General features: G+C 44.0%; 11 protein-coding genes and 5 pseudogenes. 7 read left to right on the forward strand and 9 right to left on the reverse strand.

The genetic code is table 11. The annotated features are described in order from the left end of the window. Positions 1 to 18 precede the first annotated feature (18 nt). A complete protein-coding gene (locus QUA38_RS12030) occupies positions 19 to 942 on the reverse strand; it encodes a M23 family metallopeptidase (protein WP_333162030.1) in 924 nt (307 codons plus the stop codon). A gap of 304 nt (positions 943 to 1246) precedes the next feature. On the opposite strand from QUA38_RS12030, the gene QUA38_RS12035 reads away from it, so the two are divergent. Next, positions 1247 to 2467 (forward strand): HhoA/HhoB/HtrA family serine endopeptidase, encoded by a 1221-nt coding sequence (locus QUA38_RS12035; RefSeq protein WP_333162032.1) that lies wholly within the window; start codon positions 1247 to 1249, stop codon positions 2465 to 2467. A 305-nt stretch (positions 2468 to 2772) separates the two neighbouring features. On the opposite strand, the gene QUA38_RS12040 is transcribed toward QUA38_RS12035, so the two are convergent. Together QUA38_RS12040 and scpB are read right to left on the reverse strand one after the other, a co-directional pair. Next, a complete protein-coding gene (locus QUA38_RS12040; protein WP_006635907.1) occupies positions 2773 to 3120 on the reverse strand; it encodes a DUF760 domain-containing protein in 348 nt (115 codons plus the stop codon). A 42-nt stretch (positions 3121 to 3162) separates the two neighbouring features. After that, entirely contained in the window at positions 3163 to 3678 is a 516-nt protein-coding gene (gene scpB, locus QUA38_RS12045) for an SMC-Scp complex subunit ScpB (protein WP_333162034.1), read from the reverse strand. Positions 3679 to 4704: 1026 nt separating this feature from the next. Here scpB and QUA38_RS12050 point away from each other — a divergent pair. Further along, positions 4705 to 4815: pseudogene (locus QUA38_RS12050) on the forward strand (IS630 family transposase); the annotation flags it as partial. 165 nt (positions 4816 to 4980) lie between these two features. Here QUA38_RS12050 and QUA38_RS12055 read toward each other — a convergent pair. The 3 genes from QUA38_RS12055 to QUA38_RS12060 all read right to left on the reverse strand — a co-directional run bounded on the left by QUA38_RS12055 (position 4981) and on the right by QUA38_RS12060 (position 5882). Beyond that, positions 4981 to 5313, reverse strand: a complete 333-nt coding sequence (locus QUA38_RS12055) for a hypothetical protein (RefSeq protein WP_333162036.1) — start codon at positions 5311 to 5313, stop codon at positions 4981 to 4983. Positions 5314 to 5375: 62 nt separating this feature from the next. After that, entirely contained in the window at positions 5376 to 5543 is a 168-nt protein-coding gene (locus QUA38_RS29330; protein WP_445305049.1) for a winged helix-turn-helix domain-containing protein, read from the reverse strand. Positions 5544 to 5615: 72 nt separating this feature from the next. Further along, positions 5616 to 5882 (reverse strand): hypothetical protein, encoded by a 267-nt coding sequence (locus tag QUA38_RS12060; protein WP_333162038.1) that lies wholly within the window; start codon positions 5880 to 5882, stop codon positions 5616 to 5618. A gap of 855 nt (positions 5883 to 6737) precedes the next feature. On the opposite strand from QUA38_RS12060, the pseudogene QUA38_RS12065 reads away from it, so the two are divergent. The 5 genes and pseudogenes from QUA38_RS12065 to QUA38_RS12085 all read left to right on the forward strand — a co-directional run. Then, positions 6738 to 7620 (forward strand): annotated as a pseudogene (locus QUA38_RS12065) (IS701 family transposase); the annotation flags it as partial. A gap of 72 nt (positions 7621 to 7692) precedes the next feature. Then, a complete protein-coding gene (locus QUA38_RS12070) occupies positions 7693 to 8085 on the forward strand; it encodes a transposase (RefSeq protein ID WP_333162040.1) in 393 nt (130 codons plus the stop codon). A 121-nt stretch (positions 8086 to 8206) separates the two neighbouring features. Then, a complete protein-coding gene (locus tag QUA38_RS12075; protein WP_445305051.1) occupies positions 8207 to 8638 on the forward strand; it encodes a transposase in 432 nt (143 codons plus the stop codon). A gap of 17 nt (positions 8639 to 8655) precedes the next feature. After that, positions 8656 to 8797, forward strand: a pseudogene (locus tag QUA38_RS29335) (IS701 family transposase); the annotation flags it as partial. A 728-nt stretch (positions 8798 to 9525) separates the two neighbouring features. Next, positions 9526 to 10741, forward strand: a pseudogene (locus tag QUA38_RS12085) (ISAs1 family transposase). A 367-nt stretch (positions 10742 to 11108) separates the two neighbouring features. Here QUA38_RS12085 and ffh read toward each other — a convergent pair. The 3 genes and pseudogenes from ffh to QUA38_RS12100 form a co-directional block, all read right to left on the reverse strand. Continuing rightward, positions 11109 to 12539 carry a signal recognition particle protein gene (gene ffh / locus QUA38_RS12090; protein ID WP_333162045.1) on the reverse strand — a complete coding sequence of 477 codons (1431 nt, stop codon included), beginning with the start codon at positions 12537 to 12539 and terminating at the stop codon, positions 11109 to 11111. Between the two features lie 864 nt (positions 12540 to 13403). Beyond that, positions 13404 to 14077: pseudogene (locus QUA38_RS12095) on the reverse strand (IS1 family transposase). Between the two features lie 272 nt (positions 14078 to 14349). Further along, the coding region (locus QUA38_RS12100; protein WP_445305050.1) for a hypothetical protein at positions 14350 to 14581 on the reverse strand (232 nt) is incomplete at its 5' end.

Consider the following 14581-nt stretch of genomic DNA (forward strand, 5'->3'; position numbering starts at 1 on the left):
CCCAGCACACTAACAATCCTATTTTTTAATAGTCGCTTGCAAATAAAGCAGCGGGTCTTCAGCAACCCAACCCAAACCGGAATTGTACCGAACTTCAAAATGCAAATGAGATGGCGGAATGTCCCGTTTTCCCGTCGTCCCGACAGTTCCCAAAACTTCTCCAGACTGCACTTTTTGACCGACTTTTACCGCAATATCTTTCAAATGAGCGTAGCGCGTTTGCTTCCCCGCTTCATGGTTCACCACCACTAAATTCCCGTAATCCCCCTGCGGCCCGGCAAAGGCGACAGTCCCCTCGCCCGCGGCCAAAACCTGCGTACCCTCCGACGCCAAAAAATCTACGCCGCTGTGGAAAAAAAATTCGCGCCGCCCCGGATGCAATTGCCGCCCGTAACGCAAAGCTTCCACTGCTGGGGCGGGCAGCGGAAATCCTTGCACCGATGGCGTTGCATCGGGATTGATAGAAGGCCCGATCGACCTATTCACCGCTGGCACAAACACCGTTTGCCCCAAAGGCCTGCACCCATTCGCCTCAAATAGCAAATCTGCGGGCACTTTGTAAGCTTCTGCCAGTTTTTGCCAATTCCCGCCCGCAGGCACTTCTACCTCGATGCCACTGTACGGAGGAATGACGATCGCACTTCCAGCAGATACTCCACCGCCCCGCAACCTCGGATTTATTCCGATCAGCGCCGAAGGAATCACATTGTACTGCCGCGCGATGCTTTCTATTGTTTCGCCCTGGGCCACAGTATGGCGGCGCAACCGAGACATAGCCGGACTCGGGCAATCGCGGGCCGGGTCGGGGTTTTCTACAGGTGTACCTGAAGAAAGATTTGCAGGTGGGATTTCGGTATTTGCCACCGTTTTCCCAACGGGTGCGATCGACCAAATTAGTGCAAAAATCAGCGGAAATAAGCGTTTAAAAGTCATTATGTACATAAAAAACTATTCATTTCGGACAGTTGACAATTTTAAAATCCTGTGAAACTGCATATTTGAAAGCTCTAGCCACCCCCCAGAGTGTAAATCCCAGGCTAAGCCAAGTTAGGATGAGAATTATTAGTTTGATTCGCTCTTGGCAAATCCGGCAAAATTGCCTGTGATGCCTATCAGCGCCTGCCTGTTAACAGCTATGTTCTTGAGGAAGCGGTACGCCCCGCCCCGCTTCCTTCCCGTCGCCAAGACAAAAATGCTTGATTCGGAACCTGTCTGCGGGGATGAGGTATTTAGCGGGAGTTATTAAATGAGTTTATCTTTTAAGCAAGCGACCCTTTATGTGACTCTGCTGTCAATCGGCGGAGGTATGGGATGGTTGGGAAATCGCTATCTGCAAGGCTCAAACAATCTGGAAACCGGATTGGTTTTGCCAGTAGTACGCCAGCAAATCCCCCCCTATCCCTCTCCTCCAGTTCTGGAAAATCGGGCAGTCGATCGCAGCAATCCCAATTTTATTGCTGAAGCAGCCGAAAAAGTCGGCCCGGCTGTAGTGCGGATTGACGCATCCAGCAAGGTGGCGAATCAAGTGCCGGAAGCATTCAAAAATCCTTTGTTTCGTCGGTTTTTTGGGGAGAATTTGCCGCAGCCGGAAGAACGAACCAAGAGAGGTACGGGTTCCGGGTTTATTCTCACTTCGGACGGCCGCATCGTTACTAATGCTCACGTTGTCTCCGGGACGGATACTGTCAAGGTGACGCTCAAAGACGGCCGCGAGTTTGAGGGTAAGGTGCAGGGAGTCGATCCGCTGACGGATGTTGCTGTGGTTAAGATTAATGCTAAGGAACTGCCACAGGTGGCTTTGGGTCGATCGGACAATATTGTACCGGGACAGTGGGCGATCGCGATCGGCAATCCTTTAGGTCTCGACAATACCGTGACTGTGGGCATTATCAGCGCTACGGGTCGATCGAGTTCCCAAGTCGGCATCCCCGACAAGCGAGTCCGCTTCATCCAAACCGACGCCGCCATCAACCCCGGCAATTCTGGTGGCCCGCTGCTGAATGACCAAGGCGAAGTAATTGGCATCAATACCGCTATCCGCGCGGACGCTCAAGGCTTGGGATTTGCAATTCCGATCGAAACCGCCAAACGAGTTTCCGATCAGCTATTCGCCAAAGGTAAAGCCGAACATCCCTATCTCGGCATTCAAATGGTCAGCTTGACTGCAGCCACCAAGGCCGAACTCAACAAACAGCTCGATAATAATAAAATTACCCTCGATCAAGGCGTAGCCGTGGCGCGAGTCGTGGAAAATTCCCCCGCTCAAAAAGCCGACTTGCGCCCCGGAGATGTCATTCAAAAAGTTGACGGAATTGCGGTTAACACTCCCGGCGACGTGCAAGAACGGGTGGAAAACACTGCTGTTGGCAAAGAACTCGAACTGGAAATTAACCGTTTGGGTCAAGTTCAGAATATAAAAGTACGTCCGGGTGCTTTTCCCCTATCGGGTAGCTCCGCCGGTGGGTAATACCATTTGAGATTTTCGATTACAGAATTGGGAATGACTTACTGGATAAGGATTTGAAGCTTACCTACAGTTGCTTTCTTTTGGGAAACTGCTATTAGTGGCAAACCGTGGAGGATGAAAGATAAATCTGATGCTTTATAGTGCTGGACGTAGCAACCGGGTTTTTTCACCAAAATCCTTGGTGTAGGGCGAGGGATACCCGGTTAACAGCCCGGTTTCTTAATTCCCTGTGCCTCGATGATTCAGGATTATGGATGTTTCTGAACAACTTTCATCTTTCTGGCTTCCCCAACCCCTTGATCTTTTTACTTGTCTTTGGGCGAGTTGGGTTGAATCGAGCTGGTGCTTGCTAAATTTTCTTCGAGGTGCATCCTCTGCTCCATTTGCCTCAAAAAATAGCCTGTCATCATCGCTGAAGCTAGCAAACCTGCTAAGTTTTCGCGATCGGTGGTAATTTCGACGTTAAAATTTTCTGAAGGCAAAACGCCGACAAGTCCTTGAACGTTATGAGAGATTATTTCTCTGATGTCGGGGCTGACGGACTTGGCGACGCGGGCTAGAACCTCCGGGGATTGGTGTTGGAGGTACTTCAGCAGTGGATTGACTGCGGTTTGTTGGGCATTGGATGTGTCAAAGTCAGGGTGAAAAACCATTTGGCGATTCTTAATTTCTGGCTGGTTACATTCTACTTCAAACTACTCGTCATTGCTTGGGTACAAATTTGCCTGAAAGTCAAGTTGCAATTGTTTTGGCAGTTGATCTACTTGAAAGTACCGATGAAATTTCTCGGTAACTTGTAACCAATACGACCGCCCCTCAGTCGGTCGCCGTTTGCGGACGAAACCCATTTCTACCAGCTCCTGCACTTGTTGGTAAGCTCCTGAACCTCGCAAGTTAACTAAATCTGGCTGAGCGATGCCGCCTTTGAGGGCGATCGCCGCCAGCGTCCGCAAAGCTCCCACACCTAATTCTGGAGGTATTAAAGTTTGCATTAAACTGGCAAACTCTTCTCTGAGTTGCAGGCTGTATCCCGTGGGGGTTTCGACGACTTCTAATGCACTGTCGCGGTGGGACGAGTCAGACATGAGTTCGATGATGGCGTCTTCGGCTTCGGCTTGATCGCACTTGGCAATTTCGGCAATTTCTGCGATCGACACTGGCTGACCTTTTAAGTAAAGTATGGCTTCTATTGTTGTGGCTAAGCGAGTCATTTGGGAATTAGTAACGAGGAATGGGGACGTTAAAATAAGAAGGAAGAAGCAAGAAAGAAAGAAGAAGGACTCCGAAAAACAACAGTGATCCGTATTTCCGTAACTTCCGTGTCGTGAATAATGAGAGTTAGTAATAAACATTCCTCTTACACAAATTATTAATAGTGTAGATTAGGTTGAGGAAGAAAACCAAAACTTTCAATTTTATTTTTTTATATCAGTCCGAGACGCAGAAATATATAAAGTTTCTGGCTCTCCTGAGTTTATGCTGTAAAATATATCAACATATACAGATGACGGGGTTATGACCGATTTAGGGGAAAAAAAGATGGGGTCAGTATTGTTAAGAAGCCCCATCATTTAAAAATGTTACCTCAATTATACCAAATTTGTTTCCAACAGCAGCTCAAAAACGCCAAATACTTGAGTCTGACTATTTTATTTTTTCTGCTCCCTACCCATAAACAAGTGAGTATTGAGTTATTGGCGAAATTGATGCCATACCCAATAATGTTTGAGAGCCGACGACGTTCTATTCAACGATTTCTCAAGCTACCTATCCTCAATATTGAAAAGCTTTGGTTTCCTCTGCTTAAATATATCTGGTTCACTCAATTTAAAAAGAAACAAGAGTTGAATGTCGCCATTGATAGAACGCAGTGTCGAGATAAAAACGTGTTGATGATGAGCCTGATTGGGGTCAAGAGAGCTTTACCGTTGTACTGGCAGATATTGCCTTCGCTGTGACTGTAGCAACCTCCAGGGTAAACGCATCTAAATTAATTTGACAAAAACCAGAATTTGTGTCTTACTAAATAACTAAAAAAACCTTCTTTAAATGCTCAATTTTAACCCACTTAAGCAGATTAAATCAGAACCTTAAGATTTTCTAAACTTCTTAAAGCCGGATAATTTTCCTTCTTAGATAGGTGTTAGATTTCGAGCATTATAGCAACCGCCAAGGCGGTTAAGCCCTATACTGTAACAATCCCTTAATCTTGCTCCGGCTGTGCCGGAGCGAAACCCATGCCCAAACCATACAGTTACGATCTCCGTCAAAAAGTGATCCAAGCAATCAAGCTTGATGGCTTAAAGATTAGTGAAGCTTGCCTTATATTTAGCATTAGTCGTAATACCAATTTAATATGAAGCTGCATAGAATAAAGCTTCAAGAATGAAACTGTAAGAAGATAGTGAACTGATTTCTGCAGGTGTGATTTCTTGCAGAACCTGATTCAGTTGTTCACGCAATTCCACAAGTGTCAGAAACACTTCTCCTTTGAATTGTTGTTTGATAAATTGTCAAACCCTTTCAATAGGATTGAGTTCGGGGCTATGTGCCTGTTGACAAACCGGAATCAAGTTATCAGGCCAGCGCAGAGCGCTGGTCACATCGCCTCCCGCCTGATCGAGTTGAATTGGTGCAATGTCCTCTCCCGGTTGATCTGAGAGGGCATCAATAAACTCCTGAAATCTTTGAGTATTGAGGTGAGCGTATTCTTGACAAAAATGCCAGCCGCTCAAAGGTTCGACCACTCCGTACAGCCAAAAATTGTCACGCTTCCAGAGTACGGGTGCCATCGGCTTCACTCCAAACGCCATAATTACTTTCCCTGTTTCTGTTTTGAGTCCCAAGCGGATCTAATCTTGACATAGATAACGTAGCCGTTGTCCATTTCCAAACAAGCGTTGATAGGTCAACAGGGCTGGGGCGATGTTTTTTTAAAACGCCTCACGGCATTAGGTTCTTGTTTCGCGCTTTTGGGGCGTGGCACTTTTAATTTAGCTTTCAGCCGATAGTGTACCCAATGATAGACTGTGGGGTATGTCAGGTTCAGTTGATAAGTCTGATTCAGCCACTCCACGATTTCCCCGTAACTTTTGAAACGGGCGTGGTTGTTGCAGTCTTTCTTGTAATCCGGCGAGTGCCTCTGGAGTTAAGTGGGGTAATTTTCCGGGTGCGCTAGCTTACTACCAACAATTCGGACAATCCTCCTTGACGATACTTTTGCAACCACGCCCGTTACTGTGGAACCATCGCGTCCGAGCCGTTGGGCCAAGGTTTTATGTTGAGTGATTTGTCCAGGTTTCAGGCACCACAACATTTGCAACCATTCTTTCTGGCTAGCTGTACGACTGGTTTTTAGTTGTTGTTCTAAACTCTCTGCACTTTCTGCGATCGCCAGAATCAGTTGGCGTGTCATCACTGATGCCTTCTAAACATTATCTTCATTCTATGCAACTTCATATAAAATTGATATGAGATTCTTAGTCCTGTTCAAATTCAGGTCTTATCAGCTAGATTCCCTAAGCTTCCGGCTGTGTTAACAATTCCTTGGGCAGTTGAATCGGTTGCTTATCTTGGCGGCTATCTTGAACATCGTCGTAAATCTCCGATTGGGATTCAAGTCTTCTGGCGAGGCTGGTCCAATTTACACGATCTTTGCCAAGGTTGGCTCCTAGCTAAAAATCGTACTTAACGGGAAAATTAAGGCTGCAACTGGTGCGAATCCTTGATTAATTGAGTTTTACGGCTTGATGATTTAGCTTTTAAGGCATTATAGAATTGCTAATATGTGAATGCCACGTTTTCTCTAGTTGTCTTTTTGTCCAGTACAATTTATACCAAATTAGATGAGCTTACCCTGCGACACATCATGCTAGGGCTGACAGCTTCGTTTTAGATCAAACGCCAATATTCACAATATTCTGACAACTAGCTATCCTGATATTTTTCTACCATCTGGGTCAATTCTGTTCGGCGAGAGTTTAACACACTTTTGAGGCTTCCACCCTGTTTTCTGGGTTGAACAGGACCAGTCGTTTGTTTTTAAAATTTTTGAACAAACCCTTTACTTACATCAAATCTGGCAGCTACTTTCCTAATTGATGTATCACCTTGTTCATAAATTTTAACTATTTTCTCACGCAACTCGATCGAATAGGGTTTCATTTTTTTCGCTTATTTACTAAGTACAGTGTATCATATATACATGGAATCTGCTGTCACTCTAGGAAGAGTATAATAGAACAAAATCTCTCAAACCAGAGCTGGGTCTATGGTTAAGCCTCGCCAAGCTGATTCAACCTTGAAATTGATTGATGAGTATTGTAGCTATTAAAGAAATCTGTTTTCAGAAGTCAGAAGCTTTGAAGCTTTTACCCACCTTCATGCTGGTATAGTTTCTGATATTAAACGTAAGACGCTACCAGCCATTGCAGAGATAATGGGGCTAGAAAATACTCAAGGGTTGCATCACTTTCTTACCCAATCATCCTGGGAGGCTCAAGCCTTAAGAAGGCAAAGGCTAGAATTAATCTTAAAAATTGTCAAAGGTCGAAAAATAGTATTATTGACGAAACTGGAGATCCAAAAAAAGGAAAAGCCACAGATTATGTAGCGAGACAATATTTAGGGCGACTGGGAAAAATTGACAATGGCATAGTGGCTGTGGTCAGCTATGGTCTAGTAGATGGGTTAACTTTCCCATTAATGTTTGAAATTTATCAACCTAAAGAACGACTTAAACTCAATGATAGTTACCGAAGCAAACCCCAGATAGCCAGCCAGATGATTAGAGAAATAAAAGCAATGGGGTGTGAAATAGACTGTGTTCTGGCTGATAGCTTATATGGAGAAAGTACGAGTACATTCATTCGCTGTTTACAAGGATTAAACCTTCAATTGGCGCTCTGCGATTCGCAGTAATCACAGTGTAGGGTTGCCAAAGCGAGCAAAGGGTTAGAGCTAATAAATGGCGTAATTTTGAGCGGATATTTTCCGATGGTAGCCGAGAAGTCCGCTATATTAGAGAAATTATTTATGGGAAAAAGAGAGCATTGCGTTACTGGGAAATAACAACGGATATAGAGACCGTTCCCGAAAATTCAACCTGGTATGTGATCACAGAAATTCCGGGAGTCTTAGCTAAAGACCTTGGCAAGTTACAGCGGTTCCCGCTGTAATGGGGTACAATAGAATAACAATAAAATATCATTTTGTATTCAAAGCTAATGAAAACCTATTCCCTCGATCTCCGAGCAAAAATAGTAACAGCACATTTGACTGAAAAGATGTCAATTAGGAAAGTTGCCATCAGGTTTGCTGTCAGCAAAAGTCTCGTCCAAAAACTGGTGAAACAACAACAAGTCGAGGGAAATTTAAAGCCTAAACAGAGGGGTAAACCACAATTTAGTCACCTGACAAATGCGGAAACACTCATCAGAACACTGGTGGCCGAGCATCAAGATGCTACCTTGGTAAAGTTGTGTGAATTATTCGCTATTAAGACGGGAAATTGGGTGAGCCGGACGGCAATGTGTCGCTACTTACAGAGATTAGGACTCAATCGTAAAAAAAAACATGGCACAGTAGCCAAGGCTGGACTGAAAGAGTCCAAAAGTTAAGGGCGGAATATTGGGAAAAGATCAAAAATATCGAGCCGAAAAACTTAGTATTTTTGGATGAAACTGGTATTCTACTGGGATTGAGTAGAACTTATGCCCGCTCACCGCACGGGACAAAAGTATACCAAAAAAAGCATTTTATCGGGGTGCCAAAGTCACAGCTATTGGCGCAATTAGTATGAATAAAGTGTTGGCATTGATGACAATGAATGATTCAATGGATGGACAGGCATTTGCTATCTTTATTGAGCATTTTTTATGCCCTCAATTATGGGAAGGAGCGGTAGTAGTAATGGATAATTTACCCGCCCATAAGTTAGCCTCCATCAAGCCCATGATTGAATCTGTAGGTGCGAGTATTATTTGTTTATCCCCATACTCTCCCGATTTTAACCCAATAGAGCTTTGGTGGTCGCAACTAAAATCTTTTTTGCGTATGTTCGCTCCAACTACCACATCCACGATTGATAAAATAATTGCAGTTGCCCTCAACTTAATCAATCCTCAACATTTAAGAAATTGGTTTGCTAATTGTTGTTGTTGTACCTCTTAACAGCGGAAAGTGCTGTATATGGCACTAGGACTTGGATTGAATATGGTTTTCGACAAAGTAAGAGTGAATTAGGATGGGCAGATTTCCGAGTTACGCAATATTCACAGATTGAAAAATGGTGGGAAATCGTTTGTAGTGCTTACCTGATGATCAGCCTCTATCTAGGTCTAATACAGCCGTTAACTCCCCGACTTCATTACCCAGCTCTTCATCCGCAAAAAACTTCTCACTTCTCCATCGCTTTGAGCAACATCAAAATTGGGATAAAAAAAACGCTTGGCAGAGCCATCTAAACAATTTGAGATTAATACTGCAACCTTTAATTAGCTTTAACTTGATACAACAGTGGCTAAAAGTTTTTTCGATTCCACAATTATCTACAGGCTTGGGTCGATTAAGAGCGTTAATAAATTTTTACCCAAATCCCTTCTCTTACTTAATAAATGAGAGTGAATTATTATTTTCTTCTGCCTAGAGTGACAGAAGAGGGGTAGGTAGAAGGCTAAAAATTTCCGGGGCGCAGTGGAAATCTGAAAGTGTTTCTCAAATGTTGCAACTACGTTGTGCCTACTTAAATGGTTAACTTGCAATTTAATGTTTTTGCAAAATCGAGATGCTCCCGATGTTTGCTTACTTGGCAGTTTAATTGTCAGGGTAAGCGCATCTAATTTTGTATTTTAAAATACAGATTATTGGGCTAAAAGATGAGAAGGCAATATTTTCACAAAAAAAATGTGTTTAGTAGTAAGCTGTCGCGCATTTAAATTGTATATTCAGGGGGGGCGGGACGCCCACCCCACAAGACTTTGATTTTTTTTGACATACAATTTAAAGGCCCAACAGCTTAGTCTAATAAACACATTGTTAAATCTCTCGGGGACTATCTTATGGGAGCGGGCTTCAATTCTACTTGTTCAAAGCGTCAAACTAAGTTGAATTTGAACCTGCCCAGTGCTACAGCATTAATAGAACAGATGCAAAGCTATTTTAGCGAGATAGAAGACCCGCGAGTACAACGTACCCGGAGCCATCTGTTAAGAGATATTTTAATCATCGGAATTTTATCAGTCATTGCGGGAGGTAAGGGATGAGAAGATATGGAAAACTATGGGTTGAGCAAATTTGATTGGTTACGAGAATTTTTAGCTCTACCGAGTGGCATGCCTTGTGCAGATACTTTTCGACGAGTCTTTGAACGGATTAATCCTCAAGTATTTGAGCGTTGCTTTCAGAGGTGGGTTCAATCGATAGTTAAAACAATGGGAGCGCAAGTAATTCCTATCCCTGGCAAGACTCTTAGAGGCTCCTACGACAGAGAGCAGCAGAAATCAGCGTTGCATTTGGTTAGCGCCTGGGCCAGTCAACATCGTCTGGTTTTGGGGCAAGTCAAAGTAGCTGATAAATCGAATGAAATCACGGCAATTCCTGCCCTATTAGAACTGCTTGACCTCGCTGGAAGCATTATCACAATTGATGCAATGGGTACACAAACAGCAATTGCCACTCAAATATATAGTGCAAAGGCTGATTATATTTTAGCGCTTAAAGCCAACCATCCTACACTTCATGGGCAAGTCAAGACTTGGTTTGACCAAGCGCTAGCTCTCAAATTTGAAGGCATATCCTTAAGCTACAATGAACAGATAGAAAAGGGACATCACCGTCTCGAAAAAAGACAAGTTTGGAGCGTCCCAGTTTCTCAACTATCACCGTTGCATCAACAATCGGATTGGGTGGGTCTAAAGACCCTCGTAATGGTAGTACAAATTCGGCATCTATGGAATAAAACTACTCATGAAGTCCAGTTTTATTTGACTAGCGTAAGATTGTGACACTTGTCAGCTTGGACAGGCAATCCGTCTCCATTGGGCCATTGAGAATGGTCTGCATTGGATTTTAGATGTCACTTTCAATGAAGATGCTTGTCGTGTCCGAACGGGACATTCACCACATAATCTGGCATTACTACGACGGATAGCTCTTAATGCTTTAAACCGAGAGCAATATTTTCACCGTAGCAATCGGCAAAAATCCAATCGAGCTGCAATGGATAATAAGTATATGCTGACTATTCTTGCTGCTTGTTTATCCCACCTAACATGATGATGCCTCTAAATCCCCTTGTCAATAGCGTTTGAGATGCGCTTACCCTGGTTTAATTGTTAGTTTAGCATACTAGATAATGAAGAACCATTTATATTATAAAGTCTAGCTGCGTATCAGGTTATCTATCAGCAGTCGTCGCCAGGCGTCACAACCTGTTACTCAAAGCTATGAGTGAACGATTGTTGGGTCGTGGAAAGGTCAAAATGCAGGTAATTGGTATCTTAATGAGGAAACTGGTCCATTTGGCTCTTGGGATTTTAAAATCCCAAAAGCCTTTCGACCCCAATTATTTGAACGCTACCTCTTGACAGGTCAAGACAGGATCTACAACTTTTTGACAATGGTGCAATATGTTTGACGGTTTCTACAACTGTCCGAAACCTTTTTTAGGCTTATCTTTTTTCTTTTTCTTCTTCTGCTGGGCCCCCATATAGCCGCGGGAACCGGGCTGCATTCCGGGGCCGCCCATTCCCGGCAATCCTCCCATTCCTGTAAAGCTGCCTTGACTCATTTGCTGCATCATTGTACGCATTTTCTGGAAATCGCTGACCAGCTTAGTTACATCGTTTTCAGCGTAGCCTGCGCCTTTGCCGATGCGGCGGCGACGGGATGGAGAACTTGCTAAAAGTTCGGGATTACGGCGTTCTTCAACTGTCATGGAATTGATCATGGCTTCGGTGCGTTTTAGCTGCACTTCTCCCTGTCGCATTTGTTCATCTGAGAGTTTGTTCATCCCCGGAATCATTTTCATGATGCCGCCGAGGGAACCCATATTTTTTAACAGTCTGGTTTGTTTGAGAAAGTCAGTAAAGTCAAACTTAGCCGTGAGCATTTTCTCTTGCATTTTCTCGGCATCGGCGATGTCGAATTCTTCTTGCGCTTTTTCTACTAGCGTCAAGACATCGCCCATTCCAAGTATTCTCGATGCCATGCGATCGGGATAAAATGGTTGCAATGCTTCCACTTTTTCGCCTACGCCGACAAATTTAATCGGCGCGCCGGATATTTGCCGCACTGATAAAGCTGCACCGCCCCGGCTGTCGCCGTCTAATTTGGTTAAGATTGCGCCGGTAATACCGATTTGTTCGTGAAAGGTGCGGGTTAAATTTGCTGCTTCTTGGCCGGTCATGGCATCAACAACTAATAGCGTTTCGTGAGGTTGTACTGTTTGTTTGATGCGGCTCAATTCTGCCATCATGTCTTGATCGATTTGCAGGCGGCCTGCTGTATCGACGATGATGGTATCGATGCCAATTTGTTTGCCGTGTTCGATGCCTTGGCGGGCAATTTCTACGGGGTCAATGTCTTTACCTAATTCAAATACGGGTACGTCGATTTGTTTGCCGAGAGTCAGCAATTGGTCGATCGCCGCAGGTCGATAAATGTCGGTTGCAACTAGCAGTGCGGTACGATTTTGTTTGCGGAGGTGCAGCGCTAGTTTGGCCGTAGCTGTGGTTTTCCCGGTTCCTTGCAAACCTGCCATCAGGATAACTGTGGGCCCAGAGTCGTCGGTGGCTAGGGGCACGTTGGTTTCCCCCATGACTCGGACGAGTTCGTCGTGGACGATTTTGATGAATTGTTGGTCGGGACGGACGCCTGAGACGACTTCTGCGCCTTGTGCTTTTGCCGCTACCTCTTCGATGAAGTTTTTGACGACTTGGAGGTTGACATCGGCTTCCAGAAGGGCGCGGCGGACTTCTTTGAGAGCGTCTTGGATGTTGGACTCGGAGATTTTATTCTGTCCGCGCAGTTTTTTCCAGGTGGATTCGAGTCGATCGGCGAGGGCTTCAAACATAGGGCATTGTTGGCTAGTCAGCATTTTTAATTTTAAGCTAAATGGGAGTTTTTGGATGGGGGTTTGGCTGAAAGTTGAATGTTTTTATCTTCTAACGGCTGATGAACGCGGATTGATGCTGAAACTACTTCAAATTCATGTAGTAGGGTAGGTTTAAACAAACCCTACTTGAGAACATTTCATATTGGTGAAAACACTTCTTCTCGCTCCTTCTTTCTTCCTTCTGACTCTTTCCTCCTGGCTCCTGGCTTCTGGCTCCTAACTCCAATTTCTAGCTTGGCTGCAAAAGTGAGATGCTCCCGCCCTACTTTTTGGCATATGATTAAAGTATTTCCGTCACCTTGCAACCATTTTATTGTCTGCTTATGCCCAAAAAGATTTTAGAAGTCACAAGCCTGCTGCTAAAAGCTGGGTTTACTTATCTTGTAAGGATTCATGTCAAAAAAACTTTAGTGGCAAAAGCTGGTAAAATAAACGAATGAAAAAGCCAGCAGCCACCAGACAAAAATAAAAAACAGAAAGCGAGGCGTTGAGCCAAGCTGAACTAGTGGAGATGCTGCAGAAGATGCAAAAAGTTATTGAATAATTGCAAGAAAAACTAGTTATTGCTATGGGCTAAAGTCTAACAACCAGTCCGACTTCATCAAAATCTTCATTCACGGATCCTAATCAGGGTAAGCTAATCTAATTTGGTATAATATGAACTGGACAAAGTTAATAAAATAAGCATAAGAGACTCTGTATACAGCACACTTGACTCCTAACACAGATCAGCGAGAGGACAGTAATACTGTAGTTGAAAATATTAAAAAATATCGGGTAGTGCTAAACAAGTAATGATGCATTGTAATAATGGATGAAATACTAGATTGCACCGATATGATTTTCTAAAGATTTTGAAAAGGACAAAGTTTTTCGGACTAGCCGAGACACCCGTTGCCTCAACGTATTGTTGAAGCGCTCAATGTAGCTGGTGAGAGCCTGTTTCTTTTCCCAGCGCTTTCCGGTCGTTTGGTCGGTAGAACAGCCCCATACGCTGCCCAAAAGTCCGTGTATGCAACTGCACATTGGCGGTAGACAGGTGGTAACGATTGCCACAATTGGCGGGCTGCGGCTTCATCCCGGCTTCCAATGTAAACACCCACAATCTCGCGGGTGTCTGCATCCAGGGCCAACCAGACCCACTGTTTGTTTCCCTTGTTATCGACAAAGGAACACAACTCATCACACGCTCATTGTTAGCCTCCCCTTTTTTTGGGTGTAACTTGGACTTGGCGTGACACCCCAGCATATTTCTCATTGATGTAGGTTTGTAGCCATTGCTCAGACACCTGTGTTGCACGGGCAATGCCAGCGAGGGAAATGCGTTCCAGCAGCAAGCGGTCAATCAATGCCCGGGTTGATGTATCAATCACTTTCTTGTGCGGATGCTCAACAAATTGCCGTCCACACTCATGACACTTAAAGCGCTGTTTACCGTTGTGGATGCGACCGTTTTTGACAGTTCGGAAAGATGTACAGATGGGACAAGCAGGCATGAGCAGACAAAGATAACCAGGAAATCAACTTTTTTAACTCTTATATCACTTATCATTACATCTTGAGCGCTACCAAATATCCTATATGTTTCAAGCCTTTAACAACAAAACTGCCGATGCTCATAAAAATTTTCGTTTTGACATAAAACTAACAGAAGTGACAGATATCGGGTGTATTCAAAAAAGTTTAGTTCACCACTTCCACGAGTTCAAAGATCCCAGAGTAAAGAGAACTAAAAAACATCAACTCCCAGATATCTTATACCAATTTCCTAATGTTCTGCTACAGATATAGCCTCTAAAATGAATTGCCATCCCGTCAAAGAAGCAATGACTTCATTCGTCAACTTGTTTAACTCTTTTTGCACGGCAGCTCTCAACTCTTCTATTTGTTCAAATCTCAACCATTTTAATTGTTCTTTTATATCAATACTCCGGACAGTTTTTAAGCAGCCAGAGTACCATAAGACAAGACTGAAGGAAGATTTGGATGATTTAAAATCA

The sequence above is a fragment of the Microcoleus sp. Pol12B4 genome (assembly GCF_036701385.1).
GTDB lineage: Bacteria > Cyanobacteriota > Cyanobacteriia > Cyanobacteriales > Microcoleaceae > Microcoleus.

Coding starts and splice junctions, on each gene's coding strand:
- QUA38_RS12030 (WP_333162030.1), bottom strand. CDS start 942: ATGTACATAATGACTTTTAAACGCTTATTTCCGCTGATTTTTGCACTA.
- scpB (WP_333162034.1), bottom strand. CDS start 3,678: ATGACTCGCTTAGCCACAACAATAGAAGCCATACTTTACTTAAAAGGT.
- QUA38_RS12040 (WP_006635907.1), bottom strand. CDS start 3,120: ATGGTTTTTCACCCTGACTTTGACACATCCAATGCCCAACAAACCGCA.
- QUA38_RS12035 (WP_333162032.1), top strand. CDS start 1,247: ATGAGTTTATCTTTTAAGCAAGCGACCCTTTATGTGACTCTGCTGTCA.
- ffh (WP_333162045.1), bottom strand. CDS start 12,539: ATGTTTGAAGCCCTCGCCGATCGACTCGAATCCACCTGGAAAAAACTG.
- QUA38_RS12060 (WP_333162038.1), bottom strand. CDS start 5,882: ATGACACGCCAACTGATTCTGGCGATCGCAGAAAGTGCAGAGAGTTTA.
- QUA38_RS12070 (WP_333162040.1), top strand. CDS start 7,693: ATGAAAACCTATTCCCTCGATCTCCGAGCAAAAATAGTAACAGCACAT.